Annotated in this window: 1 pseudogene; it reads right to left on the bottom strand. The window is 62.0% G+C overall.

The window, feature by feature from the left end:
- Positions 1–1311: pseudogene (locus ACQKP4_RS29125) on the bottom strand (calcium-binding protein); the annotation flags it as partial.

The following is a 1311-nucleotide window of genomic DNA, read 5'->3' on the forward strand; positions in this document are numbered from 1 at the left end:
TTGCCGGCCCCGCCATCCAGGGTGTCAGCACCCGCCATGCCGTCGAGGATGTTGTCGCCGGCGTTGCCGGTCAGCACGTTGTTCTGGCTGTTGCCATAGCCGTTGAGGCTGGCGTTGCCAGTCAGGGTCAGGTTCTCGACGTTGGCGCCCAGGGAGAAGGTCACCGAGGACACTACGCTGTCGATCTCGCTGACCAGGGTGCTGGTTTCGCTGACGACATCACCGACATTGTCGACGAAGTAGGTGTCATTGCCGCTGTCGCCGGCCATGAAGTCGGCGCCCGCGCCGCCATCGAGGAGGTTGTTGCCCGAGTTACCGATCAGCACGTTATTGAGGTTGTTGCCGCTGCCGTTGAGGTTGGCGCTGCCGGTGAGCGTCAGGTTTTCCAGGTTGGCGCCCAGGGTCCAGTTCAGCGAAGAGCGCACGGTGTCGATCTCGCTGGCCAGGGTGCTGGTTTCGCTGACCACATCGCCGACGTTGTCGACGATGTAGGTGTCATTGCCAGTGTCGCCGGCCATGAAGTCGGCGCCCGCGCCGCCATCGAGGATGTTGTTGCCGGCGCTGCCCTTGAGAACGTTGTTGAGGCTGTTGCCGGTGCCGTTGAGGTTGCCGCCGATCAGGGTCAGGTTCTCGACGTTGGTGCCCAGGGTGTAATCGATGTAGGAATAGACGGTGTCGATTTCCGAAGGCGAGGTGCCTTGCTCGATGATCACGTCGCCGATGTTGTCCACCACATAGGCGTCGTTGCCGGCACCGCCGTTCATGGTGTCAGCACCTGCCATGCCGTCGAGGATGTTGTCGCCGGCGTTGCCGGTCAGCACGTTGTTCTGGCTGTTGCCGTAGCCGTTGAGGCTGGCATTGCCGGTGAGGGTCAGGTTCTCGACGTTAGCGCCCAATGTGAAGCTTACCGAGGACTGCACGGTGTCGATCTCGCCGACCAGGGTGCTGGTTTCGCTGACCACATCGCCGACGTTGTCGACGATGTAAGTGTCATTGCCGGTGTCGCCGGCCATGAAGTCGGCCCCTGCACCGCCATCGAGGAGGTTATTGCCGACGCTGCCCTTGAGGGTGTTGTTGAGGCTGTTGCCGGTGCCGTTGAGGTTGGCGCCGATCAGGGTCAGGTTCTCGACGTTGGCACCCAGGGTGTAATCGATGTAGGAATAGACCGTGTCGATTTCCGAGGTCGAAGTGCCTTGTTCGACGATCACGTCGCCGGCGTTATCCACCACGTAGGCATCGTTGCCGGCACCGCCGATCAGGGTGTCCGCACCGGCCTTGCCGTCGAGGATGTTGTCGCTGGCGTTGCCGGTG

The sequence above is a fragment of the Pseudomonas sp. NPDC086278 genome, assembly GCF_050280905.1.
Lineage (GTDB): Bacteria > Pseudomonadota > Gammaproteobacteria > Pseudomonadales > Pseudomonadaceae > Aquipseudomonas.